General features: G+C 59.5%; 18 protein-coding genes and 1 pseudogene. All 19 read left to right on the top strand.

What is annotated here, in order from left to right:
- Positions 1-47: 47 nt before the first annotated feature.
- The 19 genes and pseudogenes from CRD13_RS07645 to CRD13_RS07735 all read left to right on the top strand — a co-directional run bounded on the left by CRD13_RS07645 (position 48) and on the right by CRD13_RS07735 (position 23,151).
- On the top strand, positions 48-1,328 hold the full coding sequence (locus CRD13_RS07645; RefSeq protein WP_187401494.1) for an amidase family protein: 1,281 nt from the start codon (positions 48-50) through the stop codon (positions 1,326-1,328).
- Positions 1,321-2,394: a tRNA lysidine(34) synthetase TilS gene (gene tilS / locus CRD13_RS07650; RefSeq protein WP_246824255.1), complete on the top strand. Its 1,074-nt coding sequence runs from the start codon at positions 1,321-1,323 to the stop codon at positions 2,392-2,394. The genes CRD13_RS07645 and tilS overlap by 8 nt, the downstream gene beginning before the upstream one ends.
- Positions 2,395-2,515: 121 nt before the next feature.
- Complete coding sequence (gene hpt, locus CRD13_RS07655; RefSeq protein WP_016421490.1) at positions 2,516-3,100, top strand: hypoxanthine phosphoribosyltransferase; 585 nt, start codon at positions 2,516-2,518, stop codon at positions 3,098-3,100.
- A 269-nt stretch (positions 3,101-3,369) separates the two neighbouring features.
- Positions 3,370-6,048, top strand: coding sequence for an ATP-dependent zinc metalloprotease FtsH (gene ftsH, locus CRD13_RS07660; protein WP_049190662.1), 2,679 nt, complete (start codon positions 3,370-3,372; stop codon positions 6,046-6,048).
- A gap of 9 nt (positions 6,049-6,057) precedes the next feature.
- Positions 6,058-6,633, top strand: a complete 576-nt coding sequence (gene folE / locus CRD13_RS07665; RefSeq protein ID WP_016421488.1) for a GTP cyclohydrolase I FolE — start codon at positions 6,058-6,060, stop codon at positions 6,631-6,633.
- A gap of 86 nt (positions 6,634-6,719) precedes the next feature.
- Positions 6,720-7,661 carry a dihydropteroate synthase gene (folP, locus tag CRD13_RS07670; RefSeq protein ID WP_016421487.1) on the top strand — a complete coding sequence of 314 codons (942 nt, stop codon included), beginning with the start codon at positions 6,720-6,722 and terminating at the stop codon, positions 7,659-7,661.
- A gap of 5 nt (positions 7,662-7,666) precedes the next feature.
- Complete coding sequence (gene folB / locus CRD13_RS07675; RefSeq protein ID WP_016421486.1) at positions 7,667-8,071, top strand: dihydroneopterin aldolase; 405 nt, start codon at positions 7,667-7,669, stop codon at positions 8,069-8,071.
- A complete protein-coding gene (folK, locus tag CRD13_RS07680; RefSeq protein ID WP_070429765.1) occupies positions 8,068-8,580 on the top strand; it encodes a 2-amino-4-hydroxy-6-hydroxymethyldihydropteridine diphosphokinase in 513 nt (170 codons plus the stop codon). The genes folB and folK overlap by 4 nt, the downstream gene beginning before the upstream one ends.
- 2 nt (positions 8,581-8,582) lie before the next feature.
- Positions 8,583-9,089, top strand: coding sequence for a DUF3180 domain-containing protein (locus CRD13_RS07685; RefSeq protein ID WP_049190665.1), 507 nt, complete (start codon positions 8,583-8,585; stop codon positions 9,087-9,089).
- A complete protein-coding gene (locus CRD13_RS07690) occupies positions 9,086-10,357 on the top strand; it encodes a DUF6779 domain-containing protein (RefSeq protein ID WP_070429764.1) in 1,272 nt (423 codons plus the stop codon). The genes CRD13_RS07685 and CRD13_RS07690 overlap by 4 nt, the downstream gene beginning before the upstream one ends.
- Positions 10,358-10,421: 64 nt before the next feature.
- Entirely contained in the window at positions 10,422-11,342 is a 921-nt protein-coding gene (locus tag CRD13_RS07695) for a Rossmann-like and DUF2520 domain-containing protein (protein ID WP_070429763.1), read from the top strand.
- Between the two features lie 97 nt (positions 11,343-11,439).
- Positions 11,440-12,381 (top strand): annotated as a pseudogene (gene panC / locus CRD13_RS07700) (pantoate--beta-alanine ligase); the annotation flags it as partial.
- Between the two features lie 314 nt (positions 12,382-12,695).
- Positions 12,696-13,118 carry an aspartate 1-decarboxylase gene (panD, locus tag CRD13_RS07705; protein WP_016421480.1) on the top strand — a complete coding sequence of 141 codons (423 nt, stop codon included), beginning with the start codon at positions 12,696-12,698 and terminating at the stop codon, positions 13,116-13,118.
- Between the two features lie 247 nt (positions 13,119-13,365).
- A complete protein-coding gene (locus CRD13_RS07710; protein ID WP_070429762.1) occupies positions 13,366-15,543 on the top strand; it encodes a PhoX family phosphatase in 2,178 nt (725 codons plus the stop codon).
- 50 nt (positions 15,544-15,593) lie between these two features.
- The gene (lysS, locus tag CRD13_RS07715) at positions 15,594-17,126 is read left to right on the top strand and encodes a lysine--tRNA ligase (protein WP_016421478.1); all 1,533 of its coding nucleotides are present in this window, start codon (positions 15,594-15,596) and stop codon (positions 17,124-17,126) included.
- A gap of 71 nt (positions 17,127-17,197) precedes the next feature.
- The gene (locus CRD13_RS07720; RefSeq protein ID WP_187401495.1) at positions 17,198-18,691 is read left to right on the top strand and encodes a metallophosphoesterase; all 1,494 of its coding nucleotides are present in this window, start codon (positions 17,198-17,200) and stop codon (positions 18,689-18,691) included.
- Between the two features lie 122 nt (positions 18,692-18,813).
- Positions 18,814-20,220: an acyl-CoA dehydrogenase family protein gene (locus tag CRD13_RS07725; RefSeq protein WP_048731769.1), complete on the top strand. Its 1,407-nt coding sequence runs from the start codon at positions 18,814-18,816 to the stop codon at positions 20,218-20,220.
- Between the two features lie 42 nt (positions 20,221-20,262).
- Complete coding sequence (locus CRD13_RS07730; protein WP_016421475.1) at positions 20,263-21,474, top strand: acyl-CoA dehydrogenase family protein; 1,212 nt, start codon at positions 20,263-20,265, stop codon at positions 21,472-21,474.
- A gap of 219 nt (positions 21,475-21,693) precedes the next feature.
- On the top strand, positions 21,694-23,151 hold the full coding sequence (locus CRD13_RS07735; protein ID WP_048731772.1) for a metallophosphoesterase family protein: 1,458 nt from the start codon (positions 21,694-21,696) through the stop codon (positions 23,149-23,151).
- Positions 23,152-23,176 lie beyond the last annotated feature (25 nt).

Raw genomic sequence — 23,176 nt, forward strand, 5'->3', positions numbered from 1 at the left:
CTGAGATTCATTTGCCACTGAAAATAATTTGAGGAGATGAATCCGCAATGGCCTCTCACACTTCCGCGATTAGGAATTTGCCAACCGTTCGCGAGATTGCCGCACAGGTCCGCGAGGGAAAGCTAAGCCCCGTGGACAGCGTGCAGCGCAGTCTCGACGCTATCGCCAGACTGGATGGAGGGATTCATGCCTTCCGCGAAGTGTGGGCGGATAGGGCTCTGCAGGCTGCGCGGGAACTCGAGCAAAGCGAGAAACTCTCGGAGTTGCCGCTTGCAGGTGTGCCATTTGCGCTGAAGGAAAACACCGCTCTAGAGAACCCGTTTGTCCAGCAGTTGACTAGCGCCGGTGCAATCGCGGTGGGAACTACGGTGAATCCGCAGTTCTGTACGTGGGGGACGACGACGCTGCCGGGGCTGGCAGTCGATAATCCGATTCTGCCGGGGCACACTCCGGGTGGGTCCTCCGGTGGATCCGCAGCGGCTGTCGCCGCTGGGATGGTTCCGTTTGCGCAGGGCAACGACGGCATGGGGTCACTTCGTATCCCTGCAGCGTGCTGCGGGCTTTCGACTCTGAAGGCGACCCCGGGAACAATGCCGGGGCGCGTGGGCGGCAATGACTGGTACGGAATGTCTGTCCAAGGGGTGCTCACAGTCAATAACGATGACTTGCGCCTGATCACCAAGATCCTCACAAATGGCATGGTGGATGCGGAGGGCCCGGCGAAGACCCTGCCTGAAAACTTCGCAGTCAGCGTGGACACCACTGCGCCCGTATTCGGTTTGAAGGCTGCACCGGAGTACGTCGATGCGGCACAACAGGCGGCGAGAGTATTCGCGGACAAGGGCTTTGCCGTCTCGGAAAAGAACATGCCGTACCCGCTGAACCCACTGCCGATGCTCGCGCGCTGGACTGCGGGGGTGGCGGATCAGCTTCGCGACGAGCCGCGCCCTGATCACCTGGAGTGGCGCAATCGAGTCCACGCCGGCATTGGTCGCTTGCTGCGTTTCACAATCAATGGCCGCCAAGTGGCACGCGATGGCGCTCGCATCGAGCGTGAGCTACCGGGTGACACCATCTTGATTACCCCGGCTCTGGCCAAGAACCCACCGCGAATCCGCGCGTGGCATCGCATGCCCTGGATTGTGAACCTGCTGTCCAATCTGCGTTTCACTCCCTACGTCTCGACGTGGAATTACCTGGGATTCCCGGCTGGCATCGTTGTGGAACCGACCTCTGGGTTGCCGGTGCAACTGATTGCGCGCCCGACCCAGGAGCGAATTCTGCTTACCGCGATGGAAACCATCGCAAGTGGTGGGCGCGTTGGCTAGACCTTTTTGGCCGGACCGCAGCCCTCATTTCCTCATCATTCGGCACGCTGTCCGCGCGATAGTGCAGCAGGTGGGGCAGGAATTGGGCAGCGGTGTCGTCATTGGGCTTTCCGGTGGTGCGGATTCGCTGGCCCTGACCGCCGGGGCCTGTGCGGAAGCTCTCGGGCCCAAGGGTGCGCTGGCCGGCCGCAAAGTCCACGCCGTCGTAGTTGATCATCAGCTTCAGCAGGGCTCTGCAGAAGTTGCCGAGCGCGCCGCCCACATTGCTCGGGGGATGGGGGCTACGGCCGAGGTTATCGCGGTCGATATCAACAACAATTCCGACCGTGGTCCCGAATATGAGGCGCGTTTGGCACGACACGCAGTGCTACGGGAGGTCGCCCAATCTCGAGGTGCGGCGCTGATGCTCGCTCACACCTTGGACGACCAGGCGGAAACAGTTTTGCTGCGGCTGGCCAGGGGAGGCGGTCCGCAGGCGCTGTCCGCCATCCGCGACAACCTCACGTGGTCTGACGGGACTCGGATTCTGCGCCCGCTGCTCGGTGTGCGACGCTCAGATACTCAGCTCTGCTGCGAAGAGCTGGGCTTGAAGGTGTGGCACGACCCGCACAACCATGACGACCATTACGCCCGCGTCCGGGTTCGAAAGACGATTTTGCCGCTGCTGGAGCAGGAGCTGGGTCCGGGAGTTGCGGAAAATCTCGCTAAGACTGCGGCGATTGCAGCAGTCGACAATGACTTTTTGGACGCTCACGCCGAGTCGGCTCTGCATGCGCTGCTGGGGGAGGAAGTGGCGTCGGCAAGCGGGAGCCTGTCTGTGCGAGGGGTGGCTGAGCTTGACGACGCCATCGCGGTGCGCGTCCTCGCGCGTTGGTTGAGGCAGGCGGGTGCGGAGCCCAGTAGTAAACAAATCGACATGGTGATGGCGCTCGTGCACCGCTATCACGGACAGGGCGAAGTGCCGGTGACCCGAGGTCGCGATGGTGCCGACAGAAATGCCAGGTTGGTCGTTGAGCGAAAAGATGGCACTCTACAATTGGTAATGAATCGTCCCGCGGTGCCTTAAGAAGGGTGCCGCAATCCAACTTCCGGCGGCTGAGAACAATCGGTTGCCATAACCCTGAACTTGCACTGGGGCAGTTACGCTCCATCGACACGCCGCCATAGAAGTGCGGAAAGGAAATGCGATGCATGATGTGAAGGATTTCAACGTCCCCGCAAACCCCTACGGCGATGAGGTAGAGGCAGTTCTCATTGGCGAAGAGGAGCTGCATGCTCGCATTGACGAGATGGCGCATCGTGTGAATGAGAAGTACAAGGATGCCGACAGCGATCTGATTCTGGTCGCAGTGCTGAAGGGCGCGGTGTTCTTCCTGACTGACTTCGCCCGTCAGCTCAGCATTCCCAGCCAGATGGAGTTCATGGCGGTTTCCAGTTACGGAAACTCCACCTCGTCGTCAGGCGTGGTGCGTATTTTGAAGGACCTGGATCGCGATATTGAGGGACGCGATGTCGTGATTGTCGAGGACATCATTGACTCCGGCCTGACCCTGTCCTGGTTGATGAAGAACCTGCGCAACCGTAATCCGCGCTCCCTGGAGGTCATTACGCTGCTGCGTAAGCCGGAGGCTGTGCGCACCAGCCTGGATGTTGCGGATGTTGGCTTCGACATTCCGAACGAGTTCGTCATCGGTTACGGCCTGGATTACGCCGAGCGCTACCGCGATTTGCCGTACGTCGGCACGCTTCACCCGCGCGTTTACCAGGGCTAGGTCTGTCTTCGGCGCTTATTGCACAGTGCCGATGCTTGACGACGGGCATTGCGCGCTTACCCTCCCGCAGTTCTAGCTGTCTTCTAGCTGTGAAAAGTAGGAGTTGGAAACTTTTTTCGGTTGCGATGCGTTATGCCTACTGTGGGGTCAGGTGCCATGAGCCCTGGCCCCACGATGTGTCATTGATGTGTCTTCGAGAAGAACTCGTTGATGCGTACAATTAATAAAAGCAACTAATAGATGTAGAGAGCGAAAAGCGAACCCACTGTATGGACAAGAAAAAGGTGTTCCGGTTTGCCACCGTTGCCGGCATCATCCTGATTATCCTCTTTGCTATTACTCAGCTGGCGGATGATTCCCGGGAATACCGCGAGGTGGATACGTCCGTTGCCCTGACCCAGTTGGATAAGGGCAATGTCACGGAAGCTCAGATCGACGATCGCGAACAGCGAATTCGCCTCACCCTGAAGAAGGGCGTGGAGGTCGAGGGTACTGAGGACGTCACGAAGGTGATGACCAAGTACCCAGCGCGTGCGACCGACCAAGTCTTTGACAAGGTCACCGCCGCCAAGGGTATGGAGAAGTTCGATACCAAGGTCACGCAGGATTCCTTCCTGATGTCCACCTTGGGCTTCCTGCTGCCGATGGTGATCTTCTTCTTCGTCATCATGTACTTCTTCAGCCGCATGCAAGGCGGCAAGAACGGCATGTTCGGCTTTGGTGGCAACCGCGCCAAGCTGCTGAACAAGGAGACCCCGACCAATACGTTCGAGGATGTTGCTGGTGCCGATGAGGCCGTCCAGGAGCTCGACGAGATTAGGGATTTCCTGCAGCACCCAGCTCGCTACGAGGAGCTCGGCGCGAAGATTCCGCGTGGTGTTCTGCTCTACGGTCCTCCCGGTACCGGTAAGACCTTGCTGGCCCGCGCCGTCGCCGGTGAGGCAGGAGTGCCTTTCTACACCATCTCGGGTTCGGACTTCGTTGAAATGTTCGTCGGTGTCGGTGCCTCTCGTGTCCGTGACCTGTTTAATCAGGCCAAGGAAAACAGCCCGTGCATTATCTTCATCGACGAGATTGACGCCGTCGGTCGCCAGCGTGGTGCCGGTATGGGCGGCGGCCATGATGAGCGTGAGCAAACCCTGAACCAGCTGCTGGTGGAGATGGATGGTTTTGGTGATCGTCAGGGCGTAATCATCATGGCTGCGACCAACCGTCCGGATATTCTCGACCCGGCGCTGCTGCGTCCGGGCCGTTTTGACCGACAGATTCCGGTGGGTGCGCCAGACCTGAAGGGCCGTGAGGCAATTCTGAAGGTCCACGCCCGGAACAAGCCGCTGGGTCCGGATGCGGATCTGACGTCGCTGGCGAAGCGCACCGCCGGTATGAGCGGTGCTGATCTGCAGAACGTGCTGAATGAAGCGGCGTTGCTGACCGCTCGCGTCAACGGCAACATCATTACTGCGGATGCGTTGGAAGAGGCAGTCGACCGAGTTATCGGTGGTCCGCGTCGTACCTCCAAGGTGATTTCCGAGCAGGAGAAGAAGGTCACCGCCTACCACGAGGGTGGTCACACCTTGGCCGCATGGGCGCTGAAGGACATTGAGCGTGTTTACAAGGTCACCATCTTGGCTCGCGGTCGCACTGGTGGACATGCGCTGACCGTCCCCGAGGACGACAAGGGCATGTATAACCTGCCAGAGCTCTTTGCCCGTCTGGTCTTCGCCATGGGTGGTCGCGCTGCCGAGGAGCTGGTTTTCGGACTGCCGACTACCGGTGCTTCTGCCGATATTGAGCAGGCCACCAAGATTGCTCGCGCCATGGTGACCGAGTACGGCATGTCGCCGGAGCTCGGCCCGGTGAAGTACGGGGAGGAGCAGGGCGACCCGTTCGTCGGCCGCGGTGGCAGCGGCTCTTTGGACTACTCGCCAGAGGTGGCAGCAACCATTGATCAGCAGGTTCGTTTGCTGATCAATAAGGCTCACGACGAGGCCTACGCCATCCTGAAGGAAAACCGCGACACTCTCGATGTTCTGGCTGAGAAACTGCTGGAGAAGGAGACCCTGCGTCGTCCGGATCTGGAAGTTATCTTCACCGATGTCGTTCCGCGTGAGCGCCTGAACTTCTTCGATAGCGACACCAAGCACCCGGCCGATGGCCGCGAGCCGGTGAAGACACCGGTGGAGTTGGCAATCGAGCGCGGCGAGGAACCGCCGAAGCGTGTCAACATCTTCGCGCCGGTGCGCCGCCGCGAACCAGAGAACCAGGACGCGGGCAACAACGGCAATGGTCAGGGGCCGGCAGGCTCCGCTGGTGCCGGTAATGCTAGTGTCCCGGGTCTGCCGGGCGCCCAGCAGGACCGACCGAATGTTCCGGTTTACGGTGGCACCCCACCGCCGGCTGGTTGGACCGCTCCAGGTTGGCCGCCGAAGGATACCGGCAGCACGCACGGTTCGGCTCCCGCACCGGCACCGGCGCCTGCGCCGACTCCTCGCCCTGAGGGGCAGAATCAGCCGGGTTCACAGGAAGGCCAGGGCAACGCGCGTGGCCAGCACCCGGGCACTGCTAACTACCCGGCAGGTGCGCCGGACTTCGGCTCGAAGGCAACCGGTATTGGTAGCAACGGTGGCAACGGCCCCGCGAATATCCCTGCCCCTCCGAAGATGCCGTGGGACAGGCAGGGGGGACGTCACCGCCAGAACAACTCTGGCAGCGATGCCACCCCGACTACGGTGATGCCGTCGGCAGGACAACAGCAGGAGCTGCGCGGATTCCGCCTGCCGGATAACGAGCAGCCGGAACACACAGAACGTCCGGAAAACGCGAAGAACGCCGACAACTCCGATGACAAGGGTGCACAGATGCACGATTCGGATAAGGACGGCGTCGTCAAGCGAAACGAAGACAACAGCGCCTGGCAGGACAAGCCGGACACCAACGAGGAGCGATAAGTACACATCATGGAGCGCGAATTCGATCAGGGGCGGGCCGAGGCTGCGGTGCGTGAACTGTTGATTGCCGTCGGTGAGGATCCCGACAGGGAAGGCCTGAAAGAGACACCGGCGCGAGTGGCGCGAGCCTACCGTGAGGTTTTCGCGGGCCTGTTTGAAGATCCGTCTGAGGTGCTGGCAAAGACCTTCAACGAGGATCACCAGGAACTCGTTTTGGTGAAGGACATCCCGATTTACTCCACCTGTGAGCACCATTTGGTGCCGTTCTTCGGCGTTGCCCACATTGGTTACATCCCGGGCAAGGACGGTCGTGTGACGGGCTTGTCCAAGCTCGCTCGTCTGGTCGATGGCTATGCGAAGCGCCCGCAGGTGCAGGAACGTCTGACCAGTCAGGTTGCGGATGCCTTGGTGGAGCGGCTGGATCCGGCCTCGGCGATCGTCGTCATTGAAGCGGAGCATCTCTGCATGGCCATGCGCGGTATCCGCAAACCGGGTGCGCGCACGGTGACCTCAGCCGTCCGCGGTGGCTTCAAGACGGATGCCCGTTCGCGCGCAGAGGCAATGGCGCTCATCCGCAAGAGCTAACGCAACAGTTAAATGGTCGATTGGAAAGGCTGGACAACAAGGTGACTGAATCCCCCTTGCAAGCGCAGGCAGGACAGCCGGCGGAGATGGGTATCGAGAATCAGCTCTGCAAAGTGATGGGCATTGTCAACGTCACCGAGGACAGCTTTTCCGATGGCGGCCTGTACAAGACCTTCGACGCGGCGATTGCCCATGCGCACGAGCTGCTCGCTGAAGGCGCACATATTCTCGACATCGGTGGCGAGTCCACTCGCCCCGGCGCACACCGCGTTTCCGAGGATGAGGAAATTGCCCGAGTCGTGCCGGTGGTCCGTGAGCTCGCGGCAGACGGGCACCTGATCAGCGTCGATACTATGCGCGCAAGTGTCGCAGAGGCAGCAATCGCCGAGGGCGCGGTGTTCATCAACGATGTCTCCGGCGGTCTCGCAGACCCCAACATGTACGCAGTCTGCGCCGATGCCGATGTGCCCATCTGCCTGATGCACTGGAAGACCGATCGCTTCGGCTCCGCTTCTGGACGCGCCGAAACTCACCCGGACGGCATTGTCGCCGATGTCCGTGAGCACCTGCTTCAGCTTGTCGACGGTGCCATGGGCGCCGGCATCGTCGAGGAAAATATTGTCCTGGATCCAGGCCTGGGCTTTGCCAAAAACGCCGATGACAATTGGGCGCTCCTCCACGGCCTGCCGGAGCTTATTGACCTCGGTTTCCCCGTATTGGTCGGTGCCTCCCGCAAGCGTTTCGCCGCCGCCGTCGGCAGTGAGGCTCGCGCGCCAAAGCAGGCTGATGCTGCGACTACCGCAATTTCCGCGCTGTCCGCAGCGGCGGGCGCATGGGCGGTTCGAGTTCACAATGTGGCCGACAACCTCGACGCAGTGCGGGTGGCGCAGGCATGGAACCTTGGCCGCTCACTGACCGGTTACACCGCGGCCGGCGACTATCCGGAAGGTGGCTCTAACCGCGCTGCACAGCACGATGAGTCTCCTGCTGAATCGCCAGCCGAGGCGGCTCTGGAAGGAGACGAGTAGAAACAGTGGCTGATCGCATTGAACTCAAAGGTCTGAAAGCCCGCGGCTACCACGGCTGTCTCGACTTCGAGCGCCGCGATGGCCAGGACTTCATCTGTGATGTCACCCTGTGGTTGGATTTCTCCGGTGCCGCTGCCAGCGACGAGCTGGACGACACCGTCAACTACGCCGACATCGCAGCCACAGCGCACGGAATTTTGACCGGCACTCCGCGCAACCTCATCGAAACCGTCGCGACCGAGATTGCCGAAGCAGTGCTTGCCGACGACGATGGCCGCGCCGAACGCGGATTGTCCCCACTGTTACATGCGGTGGAAGTAACCATTCACAAACCGCATGCGCCCATTCCGCTCGACTTTGATGACGCTGCGGTAACAGCCCGCCGTTCGCGGAAGAAGCGGTTGGCATGATTCGCGCCGTTCTTTCTATCGGCGCGAACATGGACCGCGCGCGAGAAAACCTAACTGGTGTGCAGGCCTTCTTCGCCGATGAATTGGTCGCAGCCTCAAAAATTTATGCCACCCCACCTTGGGGTGGGGTAGAGCAGGGTGACTTCCTCAATGCCGTGCTCATTGTCGATACGTCCCGGACACCAATGGAGCTGCTGGAAGCTGGTTGGAAACTGGAAAATGACGCTGGTCGAGTGCGCGAAATTCACTGGGGACCACGGGCGCTCGACGTGGACATTGTGCAGGTCATCGACAAGGACACCGGCGAGGAGATCATCTCTGACGATTCGACTCTGACCCTGCCGCATCCGTGGGCAACCGAGCGTGCCTTTGTACTGGTGCCGTGGCTCGATGCCGACCCGGATGCCGAATTGGGGGGAGTTCGGGTCGCGGCACTCGTCGATAAGCTGGCACCTGAAGACGTAAACGCAGTGCGTCTAGCAGACAGCGCGGATGGAGAAGAGGCCTAGAGATGAAACCGACCTCACCGATTACGTTGGCTGCATCTGCGCTGGTTCTCGCACTGGCGTCATGGATGATCGTGGCACAGTTTTTCGGTGCGCTCGGGCCACGAAGTTGGTGGGACCTGGGGTTTCCCTGGTTGCTCACAGCTGTCTGTGTGGCGGCAGCGCGGTGGATTAAGTCGGTGCTGAAAGAGGGGAAGGTCGGGCAGGATCGCAGCCAGGTGCAGCCGTTAACGTTGTCGCGATGGCTGGTGGTCGGTACGGCATCCGCATGGTTGGGGGCGATTCTCGGAGGTTTGTACGCCGGTGGCGTGCTGTGGGCTTTGCCGAAGTGGACGGAGCTTGCGGCTGCACAGGCCGACGGGCCGATCATGATTGTCGGCACAGTATCCGGCATTTTGCTCGCTGCGGCGGGGCTGTGGCTGGAAAAAGTTTGCCAATTGCCAACTGATGGCGAAAATTCTTCGCCTCCTAGCGGGGAAATGGGAACTAACTCGGTAGGGTGGGAGTTATGACTGACCTCTCCAACGCCGGTAATGACCCGAAGCGCTCGGGTGATGCCGCATATTTTCAGGGCGACGCGGCAGCTACTTCGTCGGATATGGCCGAGTCTCCGTCTCCGTCGCCTTCTTCGGCTTTCGAAAGCTACTCCGCTGGGGCTAACTCCGGGGCTGATGCGGCATATGCAGATGAGCAGAGCAATGATGTGACGAAATTCAGTTCTACCGATGGTATGACGGAGAAAACCGCCGTCATTCTCATGGTTGTGCTGCTGATGCTCGCGGTGATTGCCAGTATCGTCATGCTCTTTGCCTCCTCTGCCGGGTGGATGAAGGTTGCCGTGCTGCTGGCGTTGTGGTCGGCAGTTATCGGGGCTGTGCTGGTGACTCGATACCGCAAGACCATTGCGCTGGAGCGCAAGCGGTTGGAGACAATCGAGGAACTGCACAAGGTGGAGCTTGACCGCGAGCTGGCTACTCACCGTGAGCAGGAGCTGATTCTCGAGCAGAACTACCTGGACTCGCTTGAGGGTAACAACGATGACAACATTGCGGCGCTGCGCGCTGAGGTCTTTGCACTGCGTGCCCAGCTTGCTGAGTTCATGGGGGAGGATTTCGACGACGAGCAGGTTGCTCTTCGCGCCCAGGCCGAGCGTCTGCGTGAGCTCGACTCGCCACAGCAGGCCTCGCCGATGAAGGATCCGACCGGTCACGACCGGCCGACACCACGCGCGACTTCCCACCGCGCTGAGATGACCGCTAACGGCACTGTTGGCGTTCATACCCAGCACGGCGGCACGGGCTCCGCTTCCTCCGCTTCGCCGGTTGAAGACGCCGAGGCTACCGACATGCGCCGTACATTCTCGCCGTCTGGCCAGCCGGTTGACGTCCACGAAGTCGCCGATTCCAAGGATGACGAAGCCGTTTCCAAGGAGAAGTTCTCCACTAACTCTTTCCGCGCCATCAACTGGCAGGAAACCCCGGCCGAGGACGCCGCAGAGGATGATTCTCAGGGCGGTGCTCACGAGGCACACGGTGCACGGCACCCATTCGCTGCGCCGGAATCGGACGATGCCTCGGACTCTCCGACTCGCCAGCTGCAGGCCATTCGCGATGAGGACCTCGCAGAAGAGCCAGCTCAGAAACCGGCTCAGGCTCCTGAGCAGGAGCCTGCAAGCCACGGTCGGCGCCGTGCTGAGGACAACAAGGGCAGCCTGACGGTTGCCGAGCTGATGGCGCAGATGCGCAAGAAGAGGGAGCAGCGCGAGGACGAAGAGGCCTAGTCGCTTACCGAGTATGCGCGGCCTACTCACTGCACATAGCTGGTTTGGTCTAACCTAGTCAGTCATGACGCAAAGCCAGCATGATTCCCATCCCCATCGGACAACCGCTCCGCGGTTGGCGGTGGGGATTATTTCTGCCGGAAAAGTCGGGGTCGCGCTCGGCCAGGCGTTAGAGCACTGTGGGCATCGTGTCACTCACGTGGTCGCGCGCTCACCAGAATCTGTCACACGAGCGCATCTACGTCTCCCGAACGCACAGGTTAGTAGCATTGCCGACACAGCTTCCACCTGCGAGCTCATCGTTATCGCCGTGCCGGATCGCGCCATCGCAGAGGTCGCCGAGGAAGTCGCCCGCCATGTCGGCCCCGGACGCATCGTCATGCATACTTCTGGTTCCCTCGGGCGTGCCGTGCTCGATCCGGTCGCACTCACCGGCGCGCTGACCATCGCCGCCCATCCCGCAATGACATTCGCAGGGCTTGACGACGACTCCGAGCTCCTGACCGGTTGCCCATGGGGTATCACTGTTGGGGATGAGCTCGCGAAAACAGTCAGTGAACTGCTCATTGGTGAACTCGGCGGTCGTCCGGTGTTCATCAACGAACGTCACCGCGGCCTTTATCACGCGGCTATGGCCCACGGCTCAAACGGTCTGGGCGCAGTTGTGGTCGATGCAGTAGAAATGCTGGCAACCACTATCGGCGGAGACGCAGCAGCCGAAGACACCGACCTAGCTGAGCTGCGTCGAGGCCAGGCCGCCGAGCTGCTCCGTCCACTGCTGGAAGCTTCATTGGACAATGCCTTGAGGTGGGGTTCCCGGGGGCTGACTGGCCCGGTGACGCGGGACGACCTTGGGACCGTCGTCAAGCACGAACGTGAAATTGAAGCGGTGGCACCGGAAATGGGAACCGCCTACCTGGCTCTTGCCGAGCGCATCGCCGAGCTGCGCGGCGCCAACGAGGTTTTGCGGTACCTACGCCGATGAGCTGAGCGGACTGGCTGTTCTGGTCATCCGGGATGTGGCGTAAGGTATTGCCGTCGGGCGAAAAGTTTGGTCCGGTAGATCTGAACGCGGAGGAAACATGACGGGTTATACCGCCGGAGAGACAACTGTTCACAAGACTATTGCGGGAATCGCGCAGGTCACCCGTGCGTTGCGGAAGACCGGGCGGCCGGTGGTGCTCGTACCTACGATGGGTGCGCTACACCAGGGGCACCTTGAACTAGTACAGGCCGCGAAGACGCTGCCGCGCGCTGTTGTGGTGGTGTCGATTTTCGTCAATCCGCTGCAGTTCGGTGAGGGGGAGGACTTTGACGCCTACCCGCGGACTCTGGAGGAAGACGTTGAGAAGCTCCGCGCTGTCGGTGCTGAGCTGGTCTTTGCGCCGAACGCGAAGGAGATGTACCCCAACGGTTTCCGCACGACCGTGCAGCCGGGGCCGCTGGCTTCGGAGCTCGAAGGTGCTACTCGCCCGGGGCACTTTGCCGGTGCGTTGACGGTGGTCAACAAGCTTTTCAACATCACCAACTGCACTGATGCCGTTTTTGGTGAGAAGGACTACCAGCAGCTGTGCCTGATGCAGCAGATGGTCACTGACCTGAATATGCCGGTGCAGTTGCACGGTGTACCGGTGATTCGCGAGGCCGACGGGTTGGCTATGAGCTCCCGCAACCGCTATCTGTCCGAGGAGCAGCGCAATCTCGCAGTAACCCTGTCCGCCGCGCTGACTGCTGGTGCTTTTGTCGCGGACCGTGGTGCGGATGCTGTGCTGGAAACCGCGCGTGGTGTGCTCGCCAGCCAGCCTGAAGTCGAGTTGGATTACTTGGAGCTGCGTGACGCTGCGCTCGCCCCGCTTTCCGACGAGGCGTTGCGCGGCGACGGCCAGGAGACTGAAGCTCGCCTGCTGGTTGCTGCGAAGGTCGGCACTACTCGTCTCATTGATAATGTTGGCTTGATTCTTGGTGCGCCGCGCCCGGATTCGGCAAACGGTTTCGGTCAGCTCGGCCAGAAGGACGCCGAAATTGCGTCGGCGGCTCTGTCGGCTGCGGGGCTGGACGGCGAGCTGACTGAGGAAGAGGCCGCTGAGCTGGCTGAGCTGCAGGAAAAGGTTCGTGCTGCTCGAGATGCGCGTCTGAAAGATGAGTCCAGCAGAGAAACTCTGAAGAACGCTGGCTTTGGCGTTGAGCAGGACAGCGAGTAGAACGGCTTTTAGAAGTAGTTTCTCGTGGCTGGGAAGTTGTCGTATTATAGTGTGCCGACTAATAACCTGCCACGCTAAGGGGTGCCGCGGTAGGCAAGCATCCAGGGGACGAATCCAGGAAGGGACCTACCTTTTTCATGTTTCGCACTATGTTGAAGTCCAAGATTCACCGTGCCACGGTGACTCAGGCTGATCTTCACTACGTTGGATCGTGCACGATTGACGCTGATCTGATGGAAGCGGCCGACCTGCTTGAAGGTGAAGCCGTCGACATCGTCGATATCAATAATGGCAACCGGCTTACTACTTACTGCATTACCGGAGAGCGCGGCTCGGGCATCATTTCCATCAACGGTGCCGCCGCTCGTCTGATATCGCCGGGTGATCTGGTTATTATCATCGGCTACGGAATGATGGATGACGCTGAGGCGCGTACGTACAAGCCGAATGTCATCTTCGTCGATGAGGACAACAAGATTCTGGAAAGTGGCAATGACCCGGCGGATGTGCCGGAGGGTTCTGATTTGAAGAATCCGCGTAGCCCGGAGAACCAGGGCTAGTCCACGTAGCCCGCAGAGCTGGGGCTCGACTGCGTAGTTGGAGAGAAGAGTCGAGCCGGAGAACCGCAACACCAGGGTGTTCACTTTGCGTTAAAGCGCAAGTCATTAGACCGTCAGCTAAAGCTCATTGGCGAGTTGATTTTTAGAAACCGAAAGGTAACGCAACGTCCTTAGCTTCTTAGAGGATCTAAAAGTTTTAGTTTTCCATTTCCTCACCTAGTCGAAGCTATACAAAGGCGGTCTCCCCGTGGTTCGTATTGGCAAGAATCTGCTGACAAATCCTTTTGCTACCTCTCGCAGCTCTCTGACCTGCACTTACAAGTGTGGTAATGCCTGTGCTGACGATGCTCCGAACGAGTTCTCGGACAACCAGTACTTCGGTGATGTTGCGAAGGAGGCGTTCTCCCAGCGCGCATTCTCCCGTCGCGCGGCACTGAAGGTCACTGGTGCTAGTGCTCTTGCGGTCGGCGGTGGCGCCGTGCTGGCCGCTTGCTCCTCTGATGATTCGGGCAGCGCCGCAGGTGGCTCCGACGCCTCCGGTACCGCTGCTGCCGGTGACGGTAGCAAGGACGAATCGCCGGAGGGTATGCGTTTCGACGCCGTCAAGCCGAACACGGAAGACGCAGTCGTTATCCCGGACGGCTACGAGCAGAATGTTCTGATTCGCTGGGGCGACCCAATCCACGAGGGTGGCCCGGAGTTCGACTTTGACAAGCAGACTCCGGAAAACCAGCTGAAGCAGTTCGGCTTCAACAATGACTTCGCTGGCCTGATTAAGGCTGAAGACGGCACACTGCTGTACGTTTGCTCGCACGAGTACACCACCGAGCCGATGATGTTCCGTGCCTACAAGAAAGAAGATGCCACTAAGGAGCAGGTCGACATCGGACTGGCTGCCCACGGCCAGACCATCCTTGCTGTGGAAGAGGATGACAAGGGATTCCTGAAGCCAATTCTCAGCGACAAGCGTAACCGTCGCATCACTGGCTTCACCGAATTCACAGTTGACGGCCCGGCTGCTGGTCACGATCTGCTGAAGACCAAGGCTGACCCGACCGGTATGAAGGTCGAGGGAACTTTGAACAACTGCTCCGGTGGTGTTACTCCGTGGGGTACCTACCTGTCCGGTGAGGAGAACGTTGACCAGTACTTCGGCAACGTTGGCAAGCTCAAGGACGAGGACGCAGTTAAGAAGCTCAAGCGCTACTCGGTCAAGAATGAAGAGCTGTCCGACCGCGCGTGGGAGAAGTACTACGACCGCTTCGATGTCTCCAAGGAGCCGAATGAGCCGAACCGCTTCTTCTGGCTGGTAGAGATTGACCCATCTGACCCGAACTCCACCCCGGTCAAGCACACCGCAGTGGGCCGTTTCAAGCATGAAGCCGGTCAGATTTACGTCACCGACGACGGCACGGTCGTGTGCTACTCCGGCGACGACGAGCGTTTCGAATACATCTACAAGTTCGTCTCCTCCCGCAAGATTAAGGAGGGGGACCTCAAGCACAACATGGGCATTCTGTCCGAGGGCACTCTCTACGTCGGTAAGTTCAACGGTAATTCCGAGTCCGAGATTGACGGCTCCGGTGAGCTGCCGAAGGACGGCCGTTTCGACGGTGACATTGAGTGGCTTCCGCTGATGACCGCCAAGGCAGACGGCAAGCACGAGTCCCACGTTGATGGCATGACCGCCGAAGAGGTCTGCATCTACACCCGCATCGCCGGTGACAAGGTCGGTGCGACCCGTATGGACCGCCCGGAGGATATCGAGCCGTCTCCGAAGACCGGTAAGGTCTACGCGGCGCTGACCAACAACAAGTACCGCGGTAAGGCGGGCGCGAAGGACGACAAGGGCAAGGAACGCAAGGATGGTGCAGGGCGCCCGCTTGCCGACGCCGTCGAGGTCGCACCAATCACCGAGAACAAGAATGGCCTTGTTCTGGAGATGGAAGATGACCACGCCGGTACCAAGGGCAAGTGGAACCTCCTGCTGGTCTGTGGTGACCCGAACGAGGCTTACACCTACTTCGGTGGCTTCGACAAGGAATCGGTCTCGCCAATTTCCTGCCCGGACAACGTCGCCTTTGACGAGTACGGCAACCTGTGGGTTTCCACCGACGGCAACGCCCTGGACTCCAACGACGGCCTGTTCGCCGTGGCTGTCGAAGGCGAGCGTCGTGGTGAGACCAAGTGCTTCCTGACTGTTCCGGTTGCTGCAGAGACCTGTGGTCCGCAGATCTTCTCCAACCGCGTGATGGTCAACGTCCAGCACCCGGGCGAAATCGAGACGGATCAGGGTCATCCAGTCGGCGACAACCCGGACCCGACCACCAACCCGACCTCGCACTGGCCGGACGGCGGCAAGGAGCAGCCACGCCCGGCCGTCGTTCAGGTTGTACGCACTGATGGCAAGAAGATTGGCGTCTAAAGGGCACTCAACTAGCAGGTCGGCGGTGTAGTCGGCTAACCTTTATAGCCGTGACTGACGCGAAGAAGACCCCTGAAAACACCGCCACCGTTCCTGAGCAGCTGCGCATTCGCCGCGAGAAGCGTGACCGCCTGCTCGAGGCTGGAATTCAGCCGTACCCGGTTGAGGTTCCCCGTACTCACTCTCTCAAGGATGTCCGTGAAGAGTGGGGCCACCTCGAGGCTGGCGAGGAGACTCAGGATGTCGTGACCGTCATTGGTCGTGTCATGTTTATTCGTAACACCGGCAAGCTCTGCTTTGCCGCTCTGCAGGAGGGTGACGGCACGACCCTGCAGGCCATGCTTTCCAAGGCTGAGGTCGGCGAGGACGCCCTGGCTGCTTGGAAGTCGGACGTAGATATGGGCGACTTCGTCCTCATTACTGGCCGCGTAATTTCTTCGCGCCGCGGCGAGTTGTCTGTGATGGCTACCGAGTGGCAGATGGCCTCGAAGGCTCTGCGTCCGCTGCCGGTGTCGTTCGCTGATCTGTCCGAGGACAGCCGCGTGCGTCACCGCTACACGGACCTGATTATGCGTGAGCAGGCTCGTACTAACGCACTGACTCGCATCAAGGTCATCCGCGAGCTGCGCCACGCACTTGAGCGTCGCGGTTTCCTCGAGGTCGAAACCCCGATGCTGCAGACTCTGCACGGCGGTGCAGCTGCACGTCCGTTCGTGACTCATTCCAACGCTTTGGACATCGATCTCTACCTGCGTATCGCGCCGGAGCTTTTCCTCAAGCGCTGCGTCGTCGGCGGTATGGAGCGAGTCTTTGAGATCAACCGTAACTTCCGCAACGAGGGTATCGACTCCTCGCACAGCCCGGAGTTCGCGATGCTGGAGTACTACGAGGCATTCGGCACCTACGATGACTCCGCCCGCACCGTCCGCGAGGTCATTCAGGAAATCTGCGTCGCGGTCTTCGGTTCGACGACTGTTACGCTTGCCGACGGTACGGAGTTCGACTTTGGCGGCGAGTGGAAGCAGATTGAGATGTACCCGTCGCTGAACGAGGCACTTGCTCGCAAGTTCCCTGGTCAGCCGGAAGTCACTATTGACTCGACCGTCGAGGAGCTCAAGGCAATCGCCGATGTGATTGGCCTTGAGGTTCCGGAGAAGGGCGGCTGGGGCCACGGCAAGCTGGTTGAGGAAATCTGGGAGCTGCTCTGTGAAGACCAGCTCGACGGTCCTATCTTTGTCCGCGACTTCCCGGTCGAGACCTCTCCGCTGACTCGTCAGCACCGCTCCAAGCCTGGCGTGACCGAGAAGTGGGATCTTTACGTCCGTGGCTTCGAGCTGGCTACCGGCTACTCCGAGCTGGTTGACCCGGTTGTCCAGCGTGAGCGCTTTGAGGATCAGGCGCGACTGGCCGCTGGCGGCGACGACGAGGCCATGGTTCTGGATGAGGACTTCCTGCACGCAATGGAGCAGGGCATGCCGCCGACGACCGGTGTGGGCATGGGCATTGACCGCCTGCTGATGGCCCTGACCGGCCTTGGCATTCGCGAAACCGTGCTGTTCCCGATCGTGAAGCCGGAAGCGTAAGCGACTGAATTCATGTGTAGTTATCCCGGTGTTATCACCGGGATTATTTTTATCCCGTAATTTCTTCACCCGTGAATTCGGTAAATGGGAATAAGAAAATTGATCGGCGATCCGTATTGCGCTTGGGAGCAGTAGCGGGTGCGGGGGCTGTAGTGGTTGCCGTCAATAGCGTCGGGACGCGAGCAGTTGCATCGGCGGCCCCGAACCAGTCGCCGTTTCCATTCACCGGGTTGACCAGCGGCCTTGTTGTGACGGACCTGGAAGTCGTGACCGTGACCGATACGTCGGTGACATTTTCGTGGGCGACGTATGCAGGCCCACATCCAGCGTGGGGGAAGCTGGCTCCACTGGCGCCGGCCGACACTGAAGTTGCGCTAGTGCCAGTCGATGCCGATGAGGGCGGCGAGCTACCCGTGGTACATAAGGACGAGACGCAGGTTGGCTACCACTTTGTGACCGTCGATAAGCTGCGCCCTGGAACCACGTACCGTTTCGAATGTCGATCGAATGGACTGGTCGCCGAGCCGGGATTAATTACCCGAAACCTCCCCAATGCACCCGAGCAAACTGGACAGTTCACGACGTTGGTCGCTCCGGAAGGGGAGTACCTGACCACGATTGCCATCCTTAATGACGCGCATATTGGCGAAAATGGGCACGGTATTATCACCGGCGATTTCCCCGCTCCTATCTTTTCTGAACCGGGTGCCGCGCCGTATCCCGAGGTCATGCTGACGGCTGCGCTCGCCGAGCTGCGGGGGATGGGGATTGAAAAGGTTTTCGTCAACGGTGATGCCACGTCGGAAGCACGTCCGGCGGAGGTGCGTCGATTTGCCGAGATTATGAATACTTTTGGTGCTCAGGAGCGGCAGTGGTTTGTCACCCGCGGCAATCATGATCGTCCGCATAAGCCGGATGCCGATCCATCTGCTGGCTACGACGAATTCCCGGTTTTGGAGGGTACCGAGAATCATCGCGATCCCTTCGGTGTTCTCCTGGGGCGTCCGCGGCAGGAACTGTGGGTCACTCAGCAGGGGCCGGTCCGTGTCATAGGGCTGGATTCATCGAAGTTGGATGAGTCCGGCGGCGAAATTAGCCCGGAACAGTTCGATGCACTGGAGCGGGAATTGCAGCGTGACCCCAGTAAGCCGACAGTTGTGCTGGCTCATCACCCAATTACCTCCGAGGCTGGTTGGACACATGCTGCCGGGCCCACCTTCATTCTCAACAGCGCTGATGCACGACGCTTGCAGCAGATGCTTAACGACGCTCCGGGTGTATTCTTTGCGGGGGCAGGTCACACCCACCGTGCAAAGCGTACTCGCGGTGATGTTGGGGCCGGCGTTGATTATTTGGAGACCGGCGCGTGCAAAGCATACCCCGGTGGCTACACACTGCTGCATGTCTACTCCGGTGGCTACCAGGTTAACTTTCACCGTTTGAGCAGCGAAGATGCGCTTGCGTGGACTGCGCGTGCCCGTTGGGCGATGTACGGTTTCGAGCCCGAGGCTCTGCTTGGTGAGCTCTCTGATCGCAACTACGTTGTTAACCGCGTTATCGCCTGACAAGTTAGAAGCCTGAAAGTTTTCTGTTACTTGGCAATGTTTTTTCAATTCTTGTGACAACGGTCACGTGATTGTTTTATTGTTATGCCAGTAATAGTTCTGACTCGAAAGGCCATGATCACATGAGCGAGAAGAAGAACCGCGAAGATTCGACTGTCGGCCGCAATAACCCTGGTCGCGACGCTATCGGAGCGGCAATGCGGTTCATCACGTCGATTACTGGTTCGGACTTCGCCCAGAAGTACGACCTTCAGCCAAAGATCGACCGCGTGGTGTACCAGTCCACCAAGTCCGGTTTTAAGACCCTTGGTGCCGCGAACCGTCAGTTTAAGAAGATTTCCGGTTCCGGTAAGCCGGAGCGTCCGGCTGAGGAAGCCCAGGCTGCACAGGAGGCCGCAGCCGAGGAGAAGGCAAAGAAGCTCTTCGACCTCACCCCGACCGAGGATCAGCAGATGATCGTCGAGACGGTTAAGGAGTTTGCTGAGTCGCGCTTGCGCGAGGCTGCTTACAAGTCCGACCACGAGGCAACTCCCCCGGAGAATCTCGTCTCTGAGGCTTCTGAGCTGGGCGTCACTATGATCAACGTCCCGGAGGCTTTCGAGGGCATCGCTACCGGCGAGGACGTCACCACCAACGCGCTGGTCGCGGAGGCTCTGTCCTACGGTGACATGGGTCTGGCTCTGGCAGTGCTGGCTCCGGCCGGTGTCGCTGCCACCCTGACCGCTCACGGCTCCGACTCGCAGCAGAAGACCTACCTGCCGGCATTCGCTGGCGAGAACGTCCCGGCCGCCGCTGTTGTTCTCGCAGAGCCGCGCCCGCTTTTCGACGCACGCAAGCCTGAAACCACCGCAAAGCGCGAGGGCGATTCGCTGGTCCTCAACGGTGTTAAGTCCTTCGTTCCGAACGCCGGCGCAGCTGAGCTGTTCATCATCGGTGTTGAGCTCGAGGGTAAGCCGGCTCTGGTTATCGTTGAGTCCGACACTGAAGGTCTCCACGTTGAGGCTGACCCGTCCATGGGTCTGCGCGGTGCCGCAATGGGTCGCGTCATCCTGAAGGATGTCAAGGTTCCGGCCGAGAACATTCTCGGCGGCGCTAGCACCTCGGCTGCAGACCGTGAAGAGGCATACCTCGACATTCTGCGTCGTTCCCGCCTCGGCTGGGCAGCTCTTGCAATGGGTACTTCTCAGGCAGTTCTCGACTACGTCATTCCTTACGTCAATGAGCGTCAGGCATTCGGCGAGCCGATTTCCCACCGCCAGGCAGTGGCCTTCATGGTCGCCGACATCAAGATTGAGCTCGATGGTCTCCGCATGATTACTCTCCGCGGTGCTTCCCGCGCTGACCAGGGTCGCGGCTTCGCTCGCGAGGCAGCTCTGGCTAAGACCTTCGCCACTGAAAAGGGTATGAAGATTGGTTCCGACGGTGTGCAGCTGCTCGGTGGCCACGGCTTCACCAAGGAGCACCCGGTTGAGCGTTGGTACCGTGACCTCCGCGCAATTGGTGTCGCCGAAGGCATCGTCGTTCTGTAAACCGCTAGATACTTCAGCCGAAAAGAATTAAGAGGAAAGAAAATGATTAACCTCGAACTGCCGAAGTTCCTCAAGGCGGGCGCGTCCCAGTCGCATCAGGCCGCCGCTGAGATCTTCCGACCGATTTCCCGTAAGTACGATCTCGCTGAGCACGAGTACCCGAAGGAACTCGACACCCTTGCCTCCATGATGGACGGCATGGCAGATGGTGGCCGTGGCTTCTCCGGTGCTTCCGGTGGACGTGGTGACGATAAGAAGCCGAAGCGCACCGGTGTAAAAAACGGTGGCAACATGGCTTCGCTGCTCAACGTTATTGAGACCTGCTGGGGTGACGTGGGTCTGACCCTGTCCCTGCCGTACCAGGGTCTAGGTAACGCAGCTATCGCAGCTGTTGCTACCGATGAGCAGCTGGAGGCTTTCGGTAAGACCTGGGCTTCCATGGCAATTACCGAGCCGTCCTTCGGTTCTGACTCCTCCGCAGTTTCCACCACCGCCAAGCTCGATGGTGATGAGTACGTCATCAACGGTGAGAAGATCTTCGTCACTGCTGGTGAGCGTTCCGACTCCGTCGTTGTGTGGGCGACCCTGGACAAGTCCAAGGGCCGTGCTGCCATCAAGTCCTTCCTGGTGAAGAAGGGCACTCCGGGCTTCACCGTTGAGCGCCTGGAGGAGAAGCTGGGTATTCGTTCCTCGGATACCGCAGTGCTCCGCCTGGACAATGTCCGCGTTCCGAAGGAGAACCTGCTGGGTTCCCCGGACATTGATGTTAAGAAGTCCTTCGCCGGCGCAATGGCGACCTTCGACAACACTCGTCCGCTGGTTGCGGGTATGGCCATCGGCGTCTCCCGTGCTTCGCTGGAAGAGCTGCGTCGCATCCTGGAAGAGGCTGGCATCGAGATTGACTACGATGCACCGGCACACACCCAGAGCGCTGCTGCAGCTGAGTACCTGAAGCTGGAGTCCGATTGGGAGGCTGCATACCTCCTGGCTCTGCGCGCTGCGTGGATGGCTGACAACAAGCAGCCGAACACTCTGGAAGCTTCCGAGTGTAAGGCCAAGGCCGGCCGTGCAGGCACCGAGATTTGCCTCCGTGCCGTTCAGCTGGCAGGTACCTTCGGTTACTCTGAGCGTAACCTGCTGGAGAAGTGGTCCCGCGACGTCAAGATCCTGGACATCTTCGAAGGTACCCAGCAGATTCAGCAGCTGGTCGTTGCTCGCCGCACCCTGGGCCTGTCCTCCAAGGAACTGAAGTAGTTACAGTTTCAGAGCAATCTACATACTGGTGAGCCGGTAAAAGCTCACAAAGATGCTCAAGCCACATTTTCCTAAAACACCGTCCTGCCATGACTTGGTAGGCGGTGTTTTATTTTGCGCTGTTTTGGCCGTGTGTCTCTTGTCGTTGCGTTCCTATTTTTCTGAGATTAGAGGGAGAGTTCATCTAATTTTCATCTTTAGGTTCTAGGCTTATTTGCCATGAGCATTTCCCGCCGGGCCTACCTCTCTGTTGCAACTCTTGCTGCAAGTTCAATGGCCGTCGCGAAAACCTCGGGAGCGTACGGCCTTGAGTACGTCACGTCGGGTCTGGGGCTTACCCAGTCGGATTCCAAGTCGTGGCAGGTACTGGCTAGCGACTTGGAGGTCATCACTGTCACAGACACGTCAGTGGCATTTACATGGGCAACATATGCTCCGGGAGTGCAGACAGCGTATGGCTTCATTAAGCCGACCGTTCCTTCGGATGAGCGGGTGCTGCTTGGTCCTGCGGATTCAACGCAGTTAGAGCTCGTGCACGAGGGGTACTCAGAGTCGGGCTACCACCATGTGGTCATTGACGGGTTGGAGCCGGGACGGGAGTACCGCTTTGAGTGCTGGTCACACAACTGTCGCGCGGTTCCGTCGCTGAATATCACCATGAGCAAAACGGCACCGGAGAAGACAGGCGTCGTAAGCACTCTGCCAGCGCTGGAGGGTGCACATTTGGCGACGTTCGCGCTGACGAATGACACACACATTGGTAAGCCCAATCATGACGGCATTCGCATTGGCAACCTCGGTCTTTCCTCCGGTCCGGGAGAGCAGCCTTTTGCCTCTATGCAATTGCAGGGTCTGGTGGACACGGTAAAGGCTGCCGGGTTAGACACTCTCGTCATCAATGGCGATTGCACGGATAGCAACCGCCCTGAGGAGTATGACGAACTCATCAGGGTTTTGGATACTTTCGGTGAGTTTGGGAAAAACTGGTTTGTCACCCGTGGTAATCACGATGTGCACCCGCCCGGGCTACCCAATATCAATGGTTTCCGGGGACGCGGAATCCGCAAAGGCAAGACCGCGGTTCCGGATTACTTCAGCCAGCGTCTTGTGCCGACGCAGCAGCACTGGTCGACTCGCGTCGGCGAAGTGCGCCTCATCGGTGTTGATACCGCCGAGTTTGGTTATGCAGGTGGACGTATTAATGAGCGGCAGATGCGTGCATTGCGTGCCGAACTCGCAGACGATCCAGAGCGTCCGACAATTTTGTTTGCGCATCACCCGTTTACTCAGGATGCGGTGCGTTCGCATTTCGGTGGTGAGGCATTCATGGTCGAGGCGCAGCAGGCCAAGATTTTTCAGGAGATTCTGGCCGCCACGCCGGGTGCCAAAGGCGTGTTCGCTGGTCATACGCACCGCAGCCGCCGTGGTATCGCTGACTACGGGGATACGGACTTCTGTGAGCGGGGTGCGGCACTCGGCTATCCGGGTGGATACACACAGATTCGAGTTCACACTGACGGTTACCAAATTAGCTACCACCGCACTACGACACCTCAGTCTCTGTCCTGGTCAACGAAGACTCGTTGGTCGATGTTCGGGTTGGAGCCAGAGTTTATGCTGGGAAAGATCTCCGATCGGAACTACGTCAATTTCTTCAAGAACAAAGTGCCGCTCTGAGCTAGTCCTAGCTTCAAGCAGGGTA

This window comes from Corynebacterium sp. LK26 (assembly GCF_014335085.1).
GTDB lineage: Bacteria > Actinomycetota > Actinomycetes > Mycobacteriales > Mycobacteriaceae > Corynebacterium > Corynebacterium jeikeium_D.